The organism is Enterococcus sp. R12, from assembly GCF_058135755.1.
The window spans coordinates 762,528-781,320 of the sequence record NZ_CM176874.1 but is presented as its reverse complement, the minus strand read 5'-3'; the positions used below and the strand labels follow the sequence as shown (position 1 = coordinate 781,320).

Genomic DNA, 18,793 nt, shown 5'->3' with positions numbered 1-18,793 from the left:
ATGCTTATTTTTTTTTGAGGAGGAAAAAGTATATGACATGGATGTATTTATTTTTAGGCGGTTTTTTTGAAGTGGTATGGGCTTCGACTATGAAGCTAAGTAATGGATTTACCCACTTTTGGTATAGTGTCTCTACACTACTCGGAATGATTTTCAGCTTTGGCTTCCTGGCTTTAGCGGTAAAAAACTTACCATTAAGTATTGCTTACCCCGTTTGGACAGGGATAGGCGCAGTTGGTTCGATCATTATCGGCGTCGTGTTCTTCAAAGACCAGCTATCCCTTCTGACTTGGGTGTTCGTTGCTTTATTAATAGTCGGGATTTTGGGCATCAAGTTTACCAGCGGACATTGATGATATCTAAAAAAACAGCCGTCAGTTCATTTCTGGCGGCTATTTTATGGCAATTCATTCAGTTTCAGTATAGATATAGTTAGCTTTAGTATAATTAAACTTTACTTTTATATAACTATGGTTTACAATGATTTTGGGAGGTGATCGTTTGAAGGAAGATTTTGGCGACTCTATTGCTAATAAAGTATATGAATATCGGGTGTTAGCTAGGCTTACTCAGCAAGAACTTGCGGACAAAGTAGGTGTTTCAAAACAAACGATTTTTGTCATGGAAAAAGGCAACTATACGCCAACGCTTTTATTAGCCTATCGTCTAGCGAACGTTTTTCAAGTGGACATCACAGATTTATTTACTTATACAGAAGGAGAGAGGAAATATGGTCATTAAATCACTTTCAGATATTCCCAGCGCATTATTTTACCGTCTGAAAACTTGGGCAGAATATTCTAATGCCAACTGGAACCTATTGCTAGGTATCGGTATGCTTTTACTGATTTTTGGCATTGCTTTGGTTTATGTTTACACTAAAAAAATTGGCAAAGAAGATGAACATTCGCAAAAAATTTATTACATCTCCGTGAATGCGATGCTGCTAACGATCGTCTTTTTAGACATTCTCTTTCCAAAAGATTACATGTGGAATCAGTTTTTCCTTTACAAGTATGCTCTGGCTTTTATAGTGAGTGGGCTGAGTTTGGTTTATCAGTATAGAAAACAATTTTTATAAAAAACAAACTCGGTCCCTTTAAGATGGGAACCGAGTTTTTTTTCTGTGATCAGTACCTGTTCATAGATCACTCACTTTTTATTCGCAGAAGTAAAGCAGAAAAACTGCAAACAATCGTCACAGTCGAAAATTGTTTGCAGTTTCCTACCTCTAATTTAGTATAAGCAACACTCGATCAAAGCTTCTTCAAGCGTTTCTTCGATCCTTCTTACTCACTCTTTCTTTTTGAGCGTTTCATAAAGAGACCTAATAGTGATGCGACAACCAATGCCACTCCTCCATACAAACCGTACGGCGTTGCTTGTTCCCCAGTTTTCGGAAGAATTTTTTCACTAGTTGCTGTTTTTGTTGTTTCTGGTACTTTAGTCGTTGGTTCCTTATCAGTAGACGATGTCGTAGCTTCTGGATTTGTCTGATCATTTGGTGTGTTGCTTGGCTCTTTTGATGGGTCTGTCGGTTCGGTTGGATTTTTTATATACGTCACAGTCAGTTCCCTATCTTCATCTTCCACAGTCAATCCTGTTTGTTCTTTGACCGTCGTAACATCTGCCGTGTAGCCATCAATATTCTTGCTTTTCACCGCATCAAAGGTCGTATCATTGTTTTTCGCTTGCCATTCTCCAAAAGTTTTGTCACCTGTTGCTTCATTCGTTGTCACTGTACGTGTAAAAGTAACAGTGTCCGTTTTGTCTGGAGCGGCTTTCTTACCATCTTCATACATATAATGGATCGTTTGTTTGACTTCTTTGGTTTCTGTTGACTCAATCATATTTGGCGAGTAAGTAACGGTCAATTCGCGGTCTTTGGTGTCGGCTGTCAAACCTGTGACTTCATCTATACTTGTTTTGTCTGCGTGATAGTTCTTGATTTCAGGACTTTTCACTTCATCAAACGACGTGTCATCATCTTTAGCTTGCCATTCTCCAAAAGTTTTGTCACCTGTTGCTTCATTCGTTGTAACTGTCCGTGTAAAGGTGACTGTGTCTAGTTTGTCTGGGGCGGCTTCTTTGCCGTCTTCATAAACATAACGGATCGTTTGGTTGACTTCTTTGGTTTCCGTAGATTCGATCATGTTTGGCGAATAAGTGATAGTCACTTCGCGATCTTTGTCCTCTGCTGTCAAACCTGTGACTTCCTCAATGCTTGTTTTGTCTGCGTGATAGTTCTTGATTTCAGGACTTTTCACTTCATCAAACGACGTGTCATCATCTTTGGCTTGCCATTGACCAAAAGTTTTGTCACCTGTTGCTTCATTCGTTGTAACTGTGCGTGTGAAGGTGACCGTGTCTACTTTGTCTGGGGCGGCTTCTTTGCCGTCTTCATAAACATAACGGATCGTTTGGTTGACTTCTTTGGTTTCCGTAGATTCGATCATGTTTGGCGAATAAGTGACAGTTACTTCAAGATTTTCTGATTCTGCAGTCAACTCAATGACTTTATCAATCATTTTTTGGTCTGCATTGTATTTGTCAATTTCTGGACTTGACACTTCATCAAACGACGTGTCATCATTTTTGGCTTGCCATTGACCATAGGTATTTTTTCCTGTTGCTTCATTCGTTGTGACTGTGCGTGTGAACGTGACCGTGTCTACTTTGTCTGGGGCGGCTTCTTTGCCGTCTTCATAAACATAATGGATCGTTTGCTTGACCTCTTTAGTTTCTGTTGACTCAGTCATATTTGGCGAGTAAGTAACGGTCAATTCTCGGTCTTGGGTGTCGGCTGTCAAACCTGTAACTTCGTCAATGCTTGTTTTGTCTGCGTGATAATTCTTGATTTCAGGACTTTGTACTTCATCAAACGTTGTATCATCATCTTTGGCTTGCCATTCACCAAAAGTTTTGTCACCTGTTGCTTCATTCATTGTGACTGTGCGTGTAAAGGTGACCGTGTCTAGTTTATCTGGTGCGGCTTGTTTACCGTCCTCATAAACATAACGGATCGTTTGTTTGACTTCTTTGGTTTCTGTTGACTCAGTCATATTTGGTGAGTAAGTAACAGTTGATTCACGATCCTTGTCCTCTGCTGTCAAACCTGTGACTTTATCAATGCTTGTTTTGTCTGCGTGATAGTTCTTGATTTCAGGACTTTCCACTTCGTCAAACGTTGTGTCATCATCTTTAGCTTGCCATTCACCAAAAGTTTTGTCACCTGTTGCTTCATTCATTGTGACAGTTCGTATAAAAGTAATAGTGTCCGTTTTGTCTGGTGCGGCTTGTTTACTATCTTCATACACATAATGGATCGTTTGCTTGACCTCTTTAGTTTCTGTTGACTCAGTCATATTTGGCGAGTAAGTAACAGTTACTTCGGAGTCTTTGGTGTTAGCTGTCAAACCTGTAACTTCGTCAATGCTTGTTTTGTCTGCATGGTAGTTCTTGATTTCGGGACTTTTCATTTCATCAAACGTTGTATCATCATCTTTGGCTTGCCATTCACCAAAAGTTTTGTCACCTGTTGCTTCATTCATTGTGACTGTGCGTGTAAAGGTGACCGTGTCTAGTTTATCTGGTGCGGCTTGTTTACCGTCCTCATAAAAATAACGGATCGTTTGTTTGACTTCTTTGGTTTCTGTTGACTCAGTCATATTTGGTGAGTAAGTAACAGTCGATTCACGATCCTTGTCCTCTGCTGTCAAACCTGTGACTTCCTCAATGCTTGTTTTGTCTGCGTGATAGTTCTTGATTTCAGGACTTTCCACTTCATCAAACGTTGTATCATCATCTTTAGCTTGCCATTCCCCATAGTTTTTTTCCCCTGTTGCTTTATTCGTTGTCACTGTGCGTGTGAACGTGACCGTGTCTACTTTGTCTGGGGCGGCTTCTTTGCCGTCTTCATAAACATAACGGATCGTTTGGTTGACTTCTTTGGTTTCCGTAGATTCGATCATGTTTGGCGAATAAGTGATAGTCACTTCGCGATCTTTGTCCTCTGCTGTCAAACCTGTGACTTCCTCAATGCTTGTTTTGTCTGCGTGATAGTTCTTGATTTCAGGACTTTTCACTTCATCAAACGACGTGTCATCATCTTTGGCTTGCCATTCACCAAAAGTTTTGTCACCTGTTGCTTCATTCGTTGTCACTGTCCGTGTAAAAGTCACAGTGTCCGTCTTGTCTGGTGCGGCTTGTTTACCGTCCTCATAAACATAATGGATCGTTTGCTTGACCTCTTTGGTCTCCGTAGATTCGATCATGTTTGGCGAATAAGTGACCGTTACTTTAAGATCTTCTGATTCTGCAGTCAACTCAATGACTTTATCAACCATTTTTTGGTCTGCATTGTATTTGTCAATTTCAGGACTTTGTACTTCATCAAACGTTGTATCATCATCTTTGGCTTGCCATTCACCAAAAGTTTTGTCACCGGTTGCTTCATTCGTGGTCACTGTGCGTGTGAACGTGACCGTGTCTACATTGTCTGGCGCAGCTTCTTTGCCGTCTTCATACACATAATGGATCATTCGCTTGACTTCTTTTGTTTCCGTTGATTCGACTATCTTTGGCGAGTAAATGACAAATTCTTCAATATCTTCTGAATCGGCCTTTACATCCATGACTTCATCAATAAAATCCCTGTCTGTATAGTAGTTGGCTATCTCTGGACTTTTGACTAAGTCAAAGGTTGTATCATCATCTCTTGCTTGCCATTCACCGAACGTTTCTTCGCCAGTGGCTAGATTCGTCCTTATTTCTCGAGTAAATTCAACTGTATCTACATGATCTGGAGCAGCTTCCGTACCGTCTTCATGCAAATAGTGAATGATTCGTGCGACAATTTTCCTTTCTTCCTTGGTTTCTATCAAGGGACTATAGATATACGTGACCGTTTGCGGAACATTACTAAAGACAACCTTCTCATCACCATGGACTTCCTTCAATGTATAGTTAGGAATATCTTCAGGAATAACTTCAATTGAATCGCCAATATTTCCACCAGTCAGTACATTCGGAGGCAACAATTCCTGACCATCTTCATCTAAATAATTGATAGTGACTGGTGCGCCTTCAATAAACCGAGGCTGCCACACATAGGTGTCCGCCATTGTTTCTCCATCATAGGTCAACACTAGCTCCTGTGACTTCAATATATTTTCACCATATGGCGCATCGACGGTACCAGTCCCAACATTTTGCCAATAGCCGGTATAGTAACTGGAATGAAAACCATACATTCGACTAGGGTCAACTAAGTTCACTGGATAGGGATTGCTTGACCAATTGTTCCATCCTACAAAACTAAAATTTGGTCCTAACTTTAATTCCTTTAAATACCAAACATTGGCTAAAAACTGGTTCATCCCAGCTCCTAAAGAACTTATTACACCACTGCTATCAAAGTTCGACAAATCTAGCGTTGTTCCTCTAAATCCATAAAACATACTATTCATTGTCGTTGCTTGACTCGTATCAAGATAAGTCAGCCCAACAATCTCATCCAATTCTGATGGAACTTTTCCATAATGAGAGGTGCTCTCAAACAGACCAGGCACATTTGCTGGCAGAATGACTGGCGCAGTGAGAACAACTTTTTTGATGACCATGTTTTTGAGAGAATCATCTAATGGGATCACTTGATCCACGGTGGTAGACAGTGTACCTGCTCCTACAGTCAAGACCCCTTCAATATCTAATGTTGCTGGCGCCGTCCCCCACATGCCCGTCCACAATATATTTTCTGCTAGCGCAGATTTTACTTCCTGACTCTCATCAGCCGCCATACTGCTTTCTGTGTCTTCTTCTGTACTGGCGTTTTCTGCAGACTGTTCTGTTCGCTGATCAGATTCCGTTTCTTCTACTGGAGTTGTCTCGACTATTTCTTGTTCAACTGCTTTTTCTTTGCTCCCCGTTTCAGAAGTGGTCGTTTCCTCCGTTACTGCTGGTTCGGAAACTTGCTGTTCAGAAAGATTCTCACTCGTACTCAGTGTTGCTTCCTCTATCTCTGAAGTGCTGATTGTTTCGGCCGCAGCAGGAATGCTAACAACTGCTTGTGTGACAATTGGGCTTCCCAAAATAAACACTGACAAACTAACAAGAAGACGTGTCAATAGTTCTTGCTTCGCTGATTTTTTCATTACTGTTCCCTCTTTCAATTTAAGTGAATAAGCACAGCGACACTCTCCCCAACGCAAAAAAGCTGCCCGTTGACAACTACTTCTTACTTCTATGTAATACGTTCGTTGTTCTCATTCCTTATGCCTGCATTATTACATGGTTCTCGGATCAGGACACGACAATAAACGGCTTGAAAAATACAAAAAAAGTCCTATTTTATAAAAAGAAAATAAAGGAATATGAAGGGGGCGATCGCTAAAAGTGTATACAAAATACAATAAATAACACGTTATTGTCAGACTACACTCTATTTTTAACTCTTTCTTCTCAATAACTTACCACACTGATGGGAGTTCCGTGATTCTAAAAAAGATGTGTTAGATTAAAAAAAGAGGACTGATTCTTCAGCCCCCTTTTCTTTGTCTGCTTTTTTAATCAATGAAGCCGTAAGCAACACCGTCATTCAAGAAAACACTGGCTTGCCATTACTTTTGCCGATAGGTAACCATAAAGAGACGTTCCGTTTTTTTCGAAACGTACTCGTTTTATCGCACTATCCCTTAAAAGCTATCGCATCAATTTGAAAAAGAATCCCCACCTCGCCAGAATGAGCAAATTCAGTCTGAATCGATTTTCTAACAGGAAATTTCCCATGGAAGGTTTCTTTCAAAGTCTTTTCCATAATCGGAATATCAAAAATATTTTTGAAAAGTACATCCATCTTTACCACATCTGCTAGTGCCAAATCCACCAATTTCAATCGCGCTTCTAATTGCTTCAGTGCCCCTACAATCTGCTTTTCGATCGGCTCGCCAATATTTCCCACACAATAGCCAACAAAAACAAAATTTCCTGCTTCGATCACGCCTGAAAGCGCCCATTCCTCATTAACATCGTAACGCTTTATCATTCTCTTCTTTACTCCTTTTGCGTTTGAGCCATTTTTTTCACTACTTTTAAAAAAAACTTCTATGCCTATGTTTTGCCAAATCTCAGGAAATTCAGTGATTACCGCAAATGAATGTTTCGTTTTTCAACCAAAAGAAAAACACCTAGGACCACCATCATGATGGAAAGAGCCATTCCTACAGAAAACTCATCACGACTTCCAAAATGAAGAATCTGCCAAAGCCTTGTCAGCTGCTTTACATTTGCGGCTTTTACGATCAGCTGTAAAAGATAATAGAGGAAAAACAAGAGGGCAGTGACACCGAATGCTTTTGCTGCCGTGTAGCAAACAAGCGACTTTTCTTGTTCATCTTTCGTTTGGACAAAGGCATAGTATACCCAATAGCCTCCATATATTGATGTAAGAATAGACACTGTTACGATAAAATACTTTGTAAAAATATACCCTGCTTCCCCGATACTCATAACCATTCCTTCTCTTCTAGTACATTTAGTGTTCATTTTGATGATGCTCTTCTACTTTGGCTCATGTTTAGCAGCTTATTGATTTTTGCTTTATTGCTTCAGCCAGCCTTTATTTACGGCATCATCAATAAGTTTTCTAACATAGTCCCAAACTTCTGGAATAATTTCTTTGATGACCTCGTTTCGTTTTAATTCGCGTTCAACATCAATGTTATTTTCTAACCAGGTATTCCCGTCACAGTAGTATATCTGCAAGACAGGCTGTAACCTATCGATTGCCGCTGCATATTTTGCTTCTACGGTTGCCATCTCCTCAAACTCTTCCCACAAAGCCATAAATTCATCATATTGTTCTCTCGGTAATGTAGAAAATAAACTTGTAGCTGCTTCCCGTTCTCGCTGTACTTTATCCAGGTACCCAGCTTCATCATAACAATAGGTATCACCTGCTTCGATTTCTACCATGTCATGAATAATTAACATTTTGAGTACTCGCAACAAATCCACTTGCCCTTCGGTTGCGACATGTTCTGCAAGCAATAGTGCACATAATGTCAAATGCCAGGTGTGCTCTGCATCATTTTCCCGTTGGTTTCTATCATAGATCAGTGTCGATTGTCTAAGGATAGATTTAAGCTTGTCAGCTTCGACAATAAACTGGATCCTCTTTTCTATTGCATTCATATTTGACCTCCAATTATTTGTTAAAAAAATTTATATCAAAGGTACAGCTTTTTTCCACAATGCGTCCAACGTTGCATAAAAAGACTGCAGCCTTTTCTTTTGGTAAAACAATTACTCCTGCACAAACCTTAATGAAAGGCTCCTTTCAAACTTCCTACAACACTTTTTCCTCACTAATGATCTTTGTTGATACTTCAACTACTCCACGGAAAAATGCAATGAATGTGGCGTAGGCGCGATCAATGTCAGCCCACATCTTTCTTTAAAATAGGTTTTGCTATCTTGTTTCGCCACTTGCAAAATTTCTGCTTCAGCAAAAGGAACCACATTGTCACTCCCCCGCAATTCACTGCATTCCAAAATAATCAAAATCTCTGCTTCTAATGTATTGATTCTCGCATACTGTTCAAAAAAGTTTTCGTGATTGATTTCTTGGATCGCTCGTTTGATTTCGAAGCAATTGGCAAGAATCTTTTCTTTGAGTTCTGGAAACTCTTCTTTGAAAAAAAGCCGCTCCGTTTCTTCCATGTAGAAGTTTAAATATTCTTCCATTGAATGGATCTTAAATGCTGACTCCATCTTTAGCCCTCCTGTTCTATTCATTGGTGAATCTTATGTAAAACCCTGTTTATATGTTTGTAGTTGGAACGAATACGTCGATGCGTACTCTATGGAAATGTCTAAAGGAAATCGGCGTTTAGGCTGAAATCATTAGCATTACGTTAGATAGAGGATTCGAACACTTTTTAGCTTCGCTTTTTCGTAAAATGTTTCTATTGACCGATGTCTTTATGCCTGCATTATTACATGTTTTTTAGGAAAGGAGACGCCAATCATTGGTTTGTTAGAAGCAAATAAAGTCCTGTTAGGTACCTTTGAGTTGGATCGTATCAATTTTAGTTTCATAAAAGTAAACAAGCCCAGTAGCCGTTTGAGCGTTTGACAAACTACATAGGAAATCTGAGAAACGATGTGCAAAACTTTTCACTTCCCACTAAAAAAGGGAGGATTCTCTGTTTTTGAGAATCCTCCTTTTTTCATACTGTGCAATCCACAGTTTTACGTATGTTTTTGACTAAACTCATTCTGGAATTTTTCAACTGCTTCAATCAGTTCAAGCCAGCGATCACCTGTTGGAAAACTATTCCATTTAAAAAATTGGACGTTAGGGTTTTGGTCAATAAAGGCTTGCCGATTGACGGGATAATCTGTCACGACAAAATCGGGATTTTCGGAAACAAATGAAAGTGTGTCTCCGAACCAGCGCTTCAATCGTTCCTTTTGTCTGATTTCTTGGATTTTTCCGAATTTTGATTCGTGAAAAATTCGAACCGTAGAACGATCAATTTTTGCTACCAAAGAAAGAAGCATACTATATTGAAAAAGCAAGCGATTGTTCGCTTCATACATGGTTACAAAAATTGGTGATTGTTGCGCTAACGATGGATACATCTCCTGAACAAGCGGAAAAATCTTAGGAAAGACACGACGATAATCTTTGTCTGTTGTTGTTTTTCCAAAGGCATCGATCTTATTTTTCGATGCAAAAAGAAGCGAAACCGAATGAATATTCAAGGCATTAACCAACAGATAATCAATATTACTTTCAGAAACGAGAAAAACTTTCTGGGCGGTTTCCGTAAATAGCCTTGCTGCAGCGATTGCTTGAGGAGAAAAATGATCCCCAATTGTTAACTGACTAGGAATCTCTTCGGGTAAGTACGTCGTCATGACAGAAAACATATAATACAAGAAGAGAAACTCTGTTTCTGGAAGCCCATTTAGAATCAAATTGTCTCTTAGCAACGGCTTGATGAGCTCTTCTTTAAACTCATCAAAGGGAATCGTCAGATGCCTCATCTCCCTCATCTCTTGAGGAATCTCTTTTACAGGAAAGCCTCTTTTAAAACGATAAATACTTAACGCCAACAATTGAACAAATTTTTCCTGATCAATCCCGCGATAAAAACTAGGATAACTTGTCAACTTTTTCTTCAATGTACTGACACTTTGTTTCGACAAGCCACTATAACGCGCGTTCGTTGCATCATAGATCTGCCAATACATGATATGGAAAAAATGCCGAATGCGGTATTCTTCTCCCACAAAAAGCGGTTTTCTTTTTAGATTCAGTCGAATGTGATAATTTTCAAGAATCGCTTCTACTTCCTTTAGTTTTCTTTGAACGGTGCGATTACTGACATAATGTTGTTGGGCGGTTTCTTCCAGCGAAACATATTTATCACTAAAGAGTCTGTCTAAAATTTGAAATGGCATACTTTCTTCTAGCATGACCGAATAAAGCTTAGACAAAAGAAAATTCGGTGCAAAATAAAGCGTCATCTCTCTACCTTCATGCAACGCAATCTCAAAATAAGGATACGCCTTTTGCAAATCAAGTGCTCGCTCAAAAACTAAGACGATTCTTCGTTTTGATAAGTTAGTCTTTTCAGCAAGGACATTTAGTTTTTCACGCTCCACAGCCTGCTCAAAAAAATGCGCAAACAATTCATAAACATCTTGGTCTAATTTAGTTAAAAGAAATTTATACATACTAATACCTCTTAACTTTATTTTTAAGGTAATTATACTCCTTTCACGATCTATTTTCATTTAGTGTGTATTCATTGATCACTTATTTCATTTTATAAGAAGTTATCTCTTAAGCTATCACCTTCTGAATCATTTAGGATAAGCAAAATCATGGCTACAACTACTTAGAACTACGAGTTACTGCATCTGGAGAACATTGCTCTTTCTAACAGCTAGTTTAAGACGACAAAACAGTCCAAACCGCTATTTATCAAAAAATTATTTTATAATAATAAAAGTAAAAGACCGTATATTTTGCTACGATAATAAGAGAGTCGGTTTTTAGGAGTATTTACAATCGAATAGTTAGGTAGCCTTTGAGCATTTCAACAATTCCAAAAGCTTCTACTTTCTATCAATCAAGATTATGATTATATATAGTTGAAAATTAGTGACAGTCATTTTTAAAGTATCTTCGCCATAATCAAGCTAACTTCTTACGTTATTTAAAAAGAATGGGGGAAAGTTATTCATGCTTCGCTGAATGAACTGAAATCAATGAAAATATCAAAAAAAATAGTATGGTCAAGTGTTGCTAGTATTCTCGTTCTAATTTTAATAGGTATCGCTGTCTTTCTATCCCCTAGTAATAAACCTGGGATCGTTGTCTCAAATGACTTTGGAAAAATCACAGTCCCGTTGCGAATAAATAGAACCTATTTAACTCAAACAAACACTGTCTTCTATCAGCCTGAAATTCGCTCAGCAAAAACAGTTCTGGATGATGCGAATTTACTAGGTGAAAGCACACTTTCGATAAAAATCGGTGAGGAAGAAAAAGAAATCGTTTCTTATATTGATGCCAATGTTAAGAACTTCTCTCTAGAACTAAACGTGATAGACTATGACAAAACAACAGGAAAATTAGTCTTGACTATTGCCTATCGGGATGGCTTGAATGATGAATTCAAGAACGTAACATTCGAAAGATAACTGATAAAAATCTAATATTCTCGCTCATATTTAAATAGGGTTAAACAAAGAGTATCCAGAAAACAATCAATTCTGGATACTCTTTCCTCTCTATTAAATAGCTTTTAATTTTCAGTTTTTCTTTTTCGTCTCAAAATTACTACGAAAGAAAACAGAACAGTGATGACTCCCAAAAAGCCCATGATTCGTTGACCTGTAAGTTGTTCTCCTGTTGCAGGCAACTTATTTTTTGATTTGGTTTGTGTGTTTGTTTGCTTGCTATTATTTCCTGAGCTATTCCCGTTCTCTTCTTTCGGCGTCTTGTTTTCTGATTCTGGTGTATCTTCTCCTGAATCTTCTCCCGGTTCATTCTCTTTATCAGCACTGTAAACATAAATAACTTCTTGGACGGTATCACTGAAGGTACCTTTTGCATTTTTAGGCGTCTTTGAAACCCGCCAGCCAGATATTTCTTTGGCGTTGCTTTCATAAGACAAGCCAACTTTTCCACTAAGGATCGTTGGTTCAGCTAATTGATTTCCTTCCATGTCTTCATATCTTACGATAACCAGTGCTGCATCACTACGTTCATAGACATAAACGACTTCTTGTGCCGTTTCGCTGTAAGTCCCGTTAGCGTTAGTTGGCATTTGGGAAACATACCAGCCTGGGATGGCTTTAGCTTTACTTGTATATGGTAAACCTATTTTGCCACTCAATACCGTCGGGGCAGATAGTTGATTCCCTTCTTTATCTTCATACTTCACAGTAACTGGCGCTGCATCACTACGCTCATAGACATAGACGACTTCTTGAGCTGTTTCGCTGTATGTCCCGTTGGCATTAGTTGGTGTTTGAGAAACGTACCAGCCTGGGATCGTTTTGGCTTCACTTTCATAGGGCAAACCTACTTTGCCATTCATTACGGTTGGTGTTGCCAATTCATTGCCTTCTGTATCTTCATACTTGACCGTCACTGGCGCTGCATTACTACGTTCATAGACATAAACGACTTCTTGTGCCGTTTCGCTGTAATTGCCGTTGGCGTTAGTTGGTGTTTGAGAAACGTACCAGCCTGGGATGGCTTTGGCTTCACTTTCATATGGCAGACCTACTTTGCCATTCATTACGGTTGGTGCTGCTAATTCATTGCCTTCTGTATCTTCATACTTGACCGTCACTGGGGCTGCATCGCTACGCTCATAGACATAAACGACTTCTTGAGCTGTTTCGCTGTAAATCCCGTTGGCATTAGTTGGCATTTGGGATACGTACCAGCCTGGGATTGCTTTGGCTTCACTTTCATAGGGCAAACCTACTTTGCCGTTCAATACTGTCGGGGCAGATAGTTGATTGCCTTCTGTATCTTCGTATCTTACCGTCACTGGCGCTGCATCGCTACGCTCATAGACATAAACGACTTCTTGCGCATTTTCACTATAAGTCCCGTTGGCGTTAGTTGGTGTTTGGGAAACATACCAGCCGTTGATTGCTTTAGATTCACTTGTATAGGGTAACCCTACTTTGCCATTCATTACGGTTGGTGTTGCCAATTCATTGCCTTCTGTATCTTCGTATCTTACCGTCACTGGCGCTGCATCACTACGCTCATAGACATAAACGACTTCTTGAGCTGTTTCACTATAAGTCCCATTAGCGTTAGTTGGTGTTTGAGAAACGTACCACCCATTGATTGTTTTGGCTTCACTTGTATAGGGTAACCCTACTTTGCCATTCATTACGGTTGGTGCTGCCAATTCATTGCCTTCTTTATCTTCGTATCTTACCGTCACTGGCGCTGCATCACTACGCTCATAGACATAAACGACTTCTTGCGCGACATCACTGAAGGTCCCTATCCTATCCCCTTGGATCTCTTTCAGTGTATAGCCTGAGATATCCTTTTCTTCCGTAGTAAAGGGGTCGCCTACATACCCTGATAAAGTGACATTTGGTGCAAGCGTCTGTCCGTTTTCGTCAAGATACTTGACCGTAACATCTTCTGCAGTATTCACATACTTCACAGGTACTTGATAATTCACTAAATATTGAATGGTACCTGTACTAGCAGCTCTCTCGGTGGATAAACGATTAGGAACAAGAGAAGTGATTGACAAATAGGCAACATTGGCGGGAATATTTTTAAATTGAATTCCTTCTTCAGTCAGTTCAAACCCATCATTTTCATATAAGGGAAAGATATAGCCATTTTTATCTATCCCCCGAATCGAATAAGAATACTTTTTGTTGGACAAAGAAGAGAGCAACGCATTTCCTTGGGTATCAACCATCATACGGTCTTTATAAAGAACATCAGATTGGCCATCTTTTACTAGCATTGGCTCTAATAGTATTTTCTCCTGAGTCATAATAGATAGTTGGGAATTTTGATGGTGTTCTGGAGATAGCTCTAACTTAGAAAAATCCGTCATGCTACTTGCATAGACCGTCAGATAATCTGTTACCCATCCACTAAGATATTGACCAACCCCAATTAATTCTTGGGCTGTCAAATAGGCATCATAATTTCCTATGTGGATATTTGAAAAAGATCCTTTTGGAAGAATGTGTGCTAGTACATTAGGACGGGTAAACAATGTTGCATTTTCCGCCATAGTGATTTTGGGAACATTCGTAGCAATAATAGATGTCGTGTATAACGCTTGCAAGTTGCTAGCGTATTCTAAACCAGTAAAATCGACTACTGTGTCTTTGGCTAAAGAAGAAAAATCTAACTGTTTTAGATTCACCATATCTTCTTGAGTGATTGTATCAACTGTTTTGTTTAGCCCTTTCGCTACCTCATTTTGCAAATTCTTATCTGGCATCCAAGCGTCTAATGAAACGCTGCGATTAGATGCCTCTTTCATTTCCGCTGATGATTCAGTTGCCGAGCTAGCTGTGTCTTCACTTGGATCAGGGAGGGTTTTTTCTGTACTTTCCGTCGAGCCACTTTTCTCATCATCATTAACCACTTCTTGCGATTCTGAGTTACTTGTGGTGTCTCCATTGATTTCTTCTATATGAGAAGAATCGACTGTTTCAGTAGTCTCCTCCACTTTTTCTAATGTTCCTAATGTCGTTATTTCTTTGTTTGATGGAATGGTTTCCTGTTCCTCAGCCATAACTTGTGCCAAAGGTGCCAACACAGGCTGACTTAACAAGATCGCCAATGACAAATAACCCCAAAATTTCCTTTTCATAACATTCTCCTTTTATATTCGTTTAAATACGATACGCTTTCCTATCTTTCACCTATCGACAAACTTCCCCTTCTGATGATGGTGACGACTTGTTAATTACAACTTTTAGACACAGGATACCCCTGTTCATTTTGATAGTATTACATGGTTGATCGTTCTGAACACGTCAACATTTGTATCAGAAATGACCAAACTTGTCAGGTTTTAACGAACAGGTTATTCAAGCAAACAGATCGTTCACTTCACCTGCTCCTTCATGCTCCAAGCTTGGCCTCAGTTAGCGTTATAATTACTGATTTACATTGTTTTTGAATTTACATAAAAAAAAAGAGACACATAACATGCATCTTGTAGTGATCCCCAAAAGTTAGATTTTTTGGTCTAACTTTTGGGGTTGCTTCATTTCGATAGGTTGAGAAGCGTTCTCTTAAATGATTTTACTTAATAGGTTGCAGTGTTCTTCGCAACCACATCTATTTCTGACTTGTGTTTTCTTCGATTTTTCATATTCGCATCTATAATTGAAAGAACGAGCAGTTTTTATAGCAACAACCACTCACTATAGGCATACAAAAACGGACCGATCCCTTTGGCATCATCGCAAACGACAGGTTCTGATACATAATAGTCATAAGAACCATCTCTTATGTGATAATTGCCTTTTCCTGAGATTCCCCCCAGACCAGCTACCAAGCAGATATCTTCCAATGAAAACACACCATTCTCACAGGTCAGCTTGCCTTTTAAAAGCGAGGTCAGTATTGTTTTTCCAATCGTTTGAAAGTTAGATGGTAATAGTTTTAGCCGTGCACCTTTTAGCATGACGTAACTCAATGCAGCTGAACCACTTGTTTCCAAATAGTTCCCTTGTGCCCCAATATGATCTGTGACTTGATAAAACAGGCTCGTTTCACGATCTTGATAAGCGAGGATTGCCTCCATCAAGTCTTGCAAATACCTTTGCAATTTTTTCCTTTCTGAACCGTATTCTTGACGTTCGTTTAAAAGAGCGAGAGTATCCACCAATGCCATCGCAAACCACCCGATAGAACGCGTCCAAAAGTTGGCGCTACACCCCGTTATTTTGTCTGCCCAAAAAGCGCTTCTGGTACAATCGTATCCATGAAACAATAATCCGGTTTTAGGGTCCTTCATAGCTGTCACAACATTTTCAAATTGCCGAACAATGTCGCTGATGTCTTGAGATGTGCCAAAGGTTAATTGATATTCAAGAGCAAATGGCTGTACCATATATAGCCCGTCTAACCAGACTTGCTGCGGATAAATCAATTTGTGCCACATGCTGCCTTCTTTCGTCCGCGGTTGTAAGACAACTTGCTGATAAAGGTGAGTTAACGCTTTACGGTATTTCTCCTTTTTGGTCTGCGCATATAATTGAAATAAGACTTTTCCTTCATTGATCGAATCGCAATTATAAGTCTCTGGCTCGTATCCTACGGGGTGTCCCTCATCGTCAATATAGTAGTCAATAAAGTTTTCAATAAACGAAAAGTACGTTTGCTCCTGGGTTGTATTGTACACCGATTGGATAGCGATGAGCATGCACCCATCAATATAACTCCATCCCCCCGTTTTCTTATCTAAACGAGCTTCTTGATTCCAGATTGGTGACTCTGGAGATGAACGTTCAATGATCTGATTTAAATAGTGTCTGATTTCTTCCAAATCCTCTGCTCCTTTGCATTCATAACTGATATTAACTTGGTGTGGGTGGAAGCCTCATGTCCTCCTTCTTTGCCGAAAAAAAGCGGTAAACAGATGAAGAAACAGCTGGCTAATTTGCATAAAATCTCCCGTTGAAAGATGACTGCGACTGGTACCTCTTTGCGATATTGATCGGTTGAAATGATCTGTAAATGAAAGAATGCTTTTCCAATCGTTTGCTGATTTTGCATAAAGGGGTATTGAATAAGGAAATACAGACTTCCCATCAAACCAATCGCAAGAAACACGACCACGAAATCATTTGCTATGATCTGACTAATAATTGGAATTCCTTTTGTAAAAACTAAAAAGATGGTTAAGATACCTAATACAAAGTCAATAATTTGTGCAAGAACTCTTTTTATCAACATTGCATCCACCTATTCTTTGCTTCCTGTTGAAGCAACACCATCAACAAAATACCGCGCACCCGTGAAGAAGATCGCAATCATCGGTAATAAGCCTAAACAAGATGCTGCAAAAACTCTACCATATGAAATCATCGCTTCGCCATCGAGTAATTGCTTTAAGGCAACGGATAGAACTGTTTTATCGGAGCTATTCAAATAGATCAATGGTCCTTGAAAATCATTCATTCCCCACATGAAGCTAAGAAGAGCGACTGTAATCAGAATTGGTTTGATGACAGGAATAATGACTTTAAACAAAATTTGAAATTCATTGCAGCCATCCATGACAGCCGCTTCATCTAGTTCTTTCGGAATAGTCCGCATAAATTGAATGATCATAAAGATAAAGAAGGAAGAACTAGCAAACATATCCGCAACATACAGGCTGGCAAAGGTGTCTAAAAGACCAACTTCACGATACAAAAGATAAAGGGGGATTCGAAAGGCAAGTTCTGGCATCAATAATGTGACAATCACGGCACCAAAAATAAACTTTTTCCCTTTAAACGACTTGCGAGCAATGACGTAAGCCGTAATGACACAAGATAAAACGGTAAAAATGGTTTTGGGGATTAGAAATCGTAAAGTGTTGCCAAAGAAAAACCAGATCGATCGGTCTCGGGTCATTTGCCAAGCATCCGCAAAATTATTCGTCACTATCCGATCTCTTGGTGGAAAGATGCTGATACTCCCGAAAATATCGCGATTTTCCTTAAATGCTGACCCCAGCATCCACAATAAGGGATATATCAGAATTATTCCGAAAACAATCAACAAACCATAGCGGATGATTTCATTCATCCGTTTACGTGAACGACTCATTTCCATTAGTTCGCCTCCTTAATCATTATAGAATACCCAGCGGTTGGATGACTTGAAGATAATAATCGTAAAGACCCCAATTATCACTAGCAAAATCCATGTCAGTGCACTGGCATAACCATAATTTCCATTTTGAAATGCTTGATCGTAAATATAAAGATTCAAGAAATAAGTGGTTTTATTCGGCCCACCCTTAGTGATCAGATAGGCGGAATTGAATTCTTGAAATGCTTTGACTAAGACATTCACCGCATTGAATAAGATCACAGGGGTAATGATAGGGACAGTGATACTGAATAATTGTCTGATTTTTGAGGCACCATCCATCTCTGCTGCTTCATAAACCGTTTTGGACACCCCTTGTAAGGCAGATAGAAAAATCAGCATGGTGGAACCAAACTGCCACGTTTTTAAAATAATCAAGGTAAAAATCGCAAATCTAGGATCTTTGGTCCAGTTGATCGCTACGTCATTGCCTAGTGTAAATACACTCAGAATCGTATTGACAGGACCATTAACATCAAACAGCATAGTCCACAAAATGGAGACTGCGACATTCCCACCTAATATGGAAGGGATGTAATACGCGGTACGAAAGAAATTTACTCCTTTGAGTTTAAAATTCAAGATAGCTGCAACTGTAAATGACACAATGATCACAGCAGGCGTACCAATCAAAACATATTTGATGGTGGCAAAAAAGCTAGCTGAAAATGTATCATCTTTTGTGAATATTTCAACATAATTTTGCAAGCCAATAAACTCCGGATCTCCTAAAATCGGGTACTCTAATAAGCTATAATAGAAAGAAACAACGATGGGATAGACTTTGAATACAACAAACCCAATGGCCCATGGCATTAACATACAGTAAATCAACCAATGTGACCGTTTCATTTTTTTCAACATGCAAATGACTCCTTTGTCTTTAAAATAAAC

At 39.2% G+C, this 18,793-nt stretch carries 15 protein-coding genes; 4 read left to right on the top strand and 11 right to left on the bottom strand.

The genetic code is table 11. The annotated features are described in order from the left end of the window. Nucleotides 1-32 precede the first annotated feature (32 nt). The 3 genes from ACTW1R_RS03600 to ACTW1R_RS03590 all read left to right on the top strand — a co-directional run bounded on the left by ACTW1R_RS03600 (nt 33) and on the right by ACTW1R_RS03590 (nt 1,081). A complete protein-coding gene (locus ACTW1R_RS03600; protein ID WP_015509118.1) occupies nt 33-353 on the top strand; it encodes a DMT family transporter in 321 nt (106 codons plus the stop codon). A 148-nt stretch (nt 354-501) separates the two neighbouring features. Next, nucleotides 502-741, top strand: a complete 240-nt coding sequence (locus tag ACTW1R_RS03595; RefSeq protein WP_015509117.1) for a helix-turn-helix transcriptional regulator — start codon at nt 502-504, stop codon at nt 739-741. Beyond that, complete coding sequence (locus tag ACTW1R_RS03590; protein WP_016610497.1) at nt 731-1,081, top strand: hypothetical protein; 351 nt, start codon at nt 731-733, stop codon at nt 1,079-1,081. Before ACTW1R_RS03595 ends, ACTW1R_RS03590 begins: the two co-directional genes overlap by 11 nt. Before the next feature lie 208 nt (nt 1,082-1,289). On the opposite strand, the gene ACTW1R_RS03585 is transcribed toward ACTW1R_RS03590, so the two are convergent. The 6 genes from ACTW1R_RS03585 to ACTW1R_RS03560 form a co-directional block, all read right to left on the bottom strand. After that, nucleotides 1,290-6,152, bottom strand: coding sequence for a mucin-binding protein (locus ACTW1R_RS03585; RefSeq protein ID WP_489927412.1), 4,863 nt, complete (start codon nt 6,150-6,152; stop codon nt 1,290-1,292). 533 nt (nt 6,153-6,685) lie between these two features. Next, nucleotides 6,686-7,042, bottom strand: coding sequence for a RidA family protein (locus tag ACTW1R_RS03580; RefSeq protein WP_156236513.1), 357 nt, complete (start codon nt 7,040-7,042; stop codon nt 6,686-6,688). 98 nt (nt 7,043-7,140) lie between these two features. Next, a complete protein-coding gene (locus ACTW1R_RS03575; protein ID WP_074934516.1) occupies nt 7,141-7,506 on the bottom strand; it encodes a hypothetical protein in 366 nt (121 codons plus the stop codon). Between the two features lie 90 nt (nt 7,507-7,596). Then, the gene (locus ACTW1R_RS03570; protein WP_325837133.1) at nt 7,597-8,190 is read right to left on the bottom strand and encodes an HD domain-containing protein; all 594 of its coding nucleotides are present in this window, start codon (nt 8,188-8,190) and stop codon (nt 7,597-7,599) included. A gap of 198 nt (nt 8,191-8,388) precedes the next feature. After that, the gene (locus ACTW1R_RS03565; protein ID WP_005225213.1) at nt 8,389-8,769 is read right to left on the bottom strand and encodes a DUF7006 family protein; all 381 of its coding nucleotides are present in this window, start codon (nt 8,767-8,769) and stop codon (nt 8,389-8,391) included. 480 nt (nt 8,770-9,249) lie between these two features. Next, nucleotides 9,250-10,743, bottom strand: coding sequence for a helix-turn-helix domain-containing protein (locus tag ACTW1R_RS03560; RefSeq protein WP_271813724.1), 1,494 nt, complete (start codon nt 10,741-10,743; stop codon nt 9,250-9,252). A 537-nt stretch (nt 10,744-11,280) separates the two neighbouring features. On the opposite strand from ACTW1R_RS03560, the gene ACTW1R_RS03555 reads away from it, so the two are divergent. After that, nucleotides 11,281-11,715, top strand: coding sequence for an Asp23/Gls24 family envelope stress response protein (locus ACTW1R_RS03555; RefSeq protein ID WP_115231899.1), 435 nt, complete (start codon nt 11,281-11,283; stop codon nt 11,713-11,715). Nucleotides 11,716-11,819: 104 nt separating this feature from the next. Here the strand turns inward: ACTW1R_RS03555 and ACTW1R_RS03550 are convergent, their stop codons facing one another. From ACTW1R_RS03550 to ACTW1R_RS03530, 5 genes are all read right to left on the bottom strand, one after another. After that, nucleotides 11,820-14,897, bottom strand: coding sequence for a MucBP domain-containing protein (locus ACTW1R_RS03550; protein ID WP_489927411.1), 3,078 nt, complete (start codon nt 14,895-14,897; stop codon nt 11,820-11,822). 540 nt (nt 14,898-15,437) lie between these two features. After that, nucleotides 15,438-16,583 carry a glycoside hydrolase family 88/105 protein gene (locus tag ACTW1R_RS03545; RefSeq protein WP_489927410.1) on the bottom strand — a complete coding sequence of 382 codons (1,146 nt, stop codon included), beginning with the start codon at nt 16,581-16,583 and terminating at the stop codon, nt 15,438-15,440. Continuing rightward, nucleotides 16,559-16,993 (bottom strand): RDD family protein, encoded by a 435-nt coding sequence (locus ACTW1R_RS03540; protein ID WP_034858295.1) that lies wholly within the window; start codon nt 16,991-16,993, stop codon nt 16,559-16,561. Before ACTW1R_RS03540 ends, ACTW1R_RS03545 begins: the two co-directional genes overlap by 25 nt. Nucleotides 16,994-17,002: 9 nt before the next feature. Further along, a complete protein-coding gene (locus ACTW1R_RS03535) occupies nt 17,003-17,860 on the bottom strand; it encodes a carbohydrate ABC transporter permease (protein ID WP_489927409.1) in 858 nt (285 codons plus the stop codon). Nucleotides 17,861-17,872: 12 nt separating this feature from the next. Then, nucleotides 17,873-18,751, bottom strand: a complete 879-nt coding sequence (locus ACTW1R_RS03530) for a carbohydrate ABC transporter permease (RefSeq protein ID WP_201290607.1) — start codon at nt 18,749-18,751, stop codon at nt 17,873-17,875. Nucleotides 18,752-18,793: the final 42 nt, after the last annotated feature.